Annotated in this window: 1 protein-coding gene and 2 pseudogenes; 2 read left to right on the top strand and 1 reads right to left on the bottom strand. The window is 65.8% G+C overall.

Annotated elements, in window-relative coordinates; all coding sequences use genetic code 11:
* Positions 1–93: 93 nt before the first annotated feature.
* Both ACY45C_RS16930 and ACY45C_RS16925 read left to right on the top strand, forming a co-directional pair.
* Positions 94–486 (top strand): annotated as a pseudogene (locus ACY45C_RS16930) (aldolase/citrate lyase family protein); the annotation flags it as partial.
* A gap of 100 nt (positions 487–586) precedes the next feature.
* Positions 587–790 (top strand): annotated as a pseudogene (locus tag ACY45C_RS16925) (CoA ester lyase); the annotation flags it as partial.
* 186 nt (positions 791–976) lie between these two features.
* Here the strand turns inward: ACY45C_RS16925 and ACY45C_RS16920 are convergent.
* Positions 977–1,709, bottom strand: a 733-nt coding sequence (locus ACY45C_RS16920; RefSeq protein ID WP_462188533.1) for an MFS transporter, incomplete at its 5' end; no start/stop codon positions are given.

Here is a 1,709-nt window from a genome sequence, read left to right as displayed (position 1 = left end):
GCAAACGGGCCCTCCTCACCCGATGATCACCGGCGGGCCAGAAGAATCACAAGATCAGCGACAGATCCAGATCCAGATCCAGATCCACTTCACATGCGCAGCGCCAAGGATTTCTTCGCTCCCCTCGCCGTGGGGGCGCCACTCCCGCCTCGCGAGATCCCGTGGCGGCCGTCCCGGATGATTCACGTCTTCGACCCGAGCAACGAGAAGATGGCGGCGAAGCTGCCGCAGATCATCCCCCGGGTCGACGTGCTGCTCGGGAACCTCGAGGACGGCGTCCGGGCGGACAACAAGATCGTTGCCAGGGAGAACCTGATAAAGATCGTCGACGGCGCGGACTTCGATGAGACGCAGTTCTGGATCCGCCTGAACAGCCTCGACTCACCCTGGGGGCTCGACGATCTGCTCACGCTCGTGCCCGCCATCGGCGAGAATCTCGACGTGGTGATGGTGCCCAAGGTCCAGGGGGCGGAGGACATCCACTATGGAGTCGAAATGAAATAACTTGCGCGTTTCGAACCCTCCACAGGCCTGTGACCTGCGATGATGCTCTCGATCACGTATTTGTTACTTCATTACGTCCCCTAACCGCACGTTCTCACCCACCGAGGCCCAGGTCGCGCAGGCCGCGGAGATCGTGCGGGTGTGGGAGGAGGCACTACGCGAAGGCCGCGGAGTGGCGACCGTCGACGGCCGGCTGATCGAGAACCTGCACGTCGACAACGCGTGCCGGATTCTCGCCGTCAGCGCGGCCATCGCGGGTCTGGCCGACGGCCAGACGGCCTCCTGACGGTAGCTGTTCTGGCCGTAACTGTTCTGGCCGTAGCTGTTCTGACGGTGACAGTTCAGCCGCTCCGACGGCTGTAGGGATGCGACAGCCTCTCCACCGCGGTGGAAATCACCGCGGTGGAAATCACCGTCGTTCTCTGCCAGCGTGATCCAGACTCTCGGACCCGCGGGCGATGTCTCCTGTCGGTCAGTGCAGGGGCCGGTGCGCGGTCTCGGGGAGCCGGCTGAAGACCACGGTGCTGACCAGGGCGACGGCGGTGACGTACCAGCCGAAGGAGGCGGGGTGGCCGATGTCCACGAGGTAGGTGGCGACGTAGGGGCCGGTGCCGCCGAAGAGGGCGACGGAGAGCGCATAGGGGAACCCGATACCGGAGCTGCGCAGGCGCGCCGGGAACAGCTCGGCGACCACCGCGCTCGAGATGCACGACCAGCAGGCGAGGAACACCAGCCCCATGATCTGGACCAGGAGCAGCCTGGTGGTCGAGCCGTCCAGGAGGGCCAGCATCGGAACCGTGCCGACCACGAAGAAGGTGCCGAAGGTGAGCAGCATCGGCCGCCTGCCGACGCGGTCCGAGATCGCTCCGAAGACCGGCTGCAGGGCGAGGAAGATGGTCAGCGCGACGACACCGGAGAGCAGGCCGTGCTTGAGGTTGGAGCCCACCGTGATGTTCGCGTACGTCGGCAGGTAGGCGGTCCATACATAGAACACCAGCGCCGGGGCCGCGGTCAGCCCGAACACCTGGAGGGATTCCCTGGGGTGCCGGCGGAGGAACTCGAACATGTCGGCACGACGGGCACCGGCCGGCTCGTCCGCCGTCTTGGTGAGGGTCTCCTTGGCGTGCGTCCGGATCCACATGCCGACCACGGCCGCGACCGAGCCGAGCAGGAAGGGGATCCTCCAGCCCCAGCTGGTCATGTTC

It is taken from the genome of Frankia sp. CcWB2 (assembly GCF_977927585.1).
Note: the sequence above shows the minus strand (reverse complement) of the source record. Positions and strands in the feature narration are given on the sequence as shown.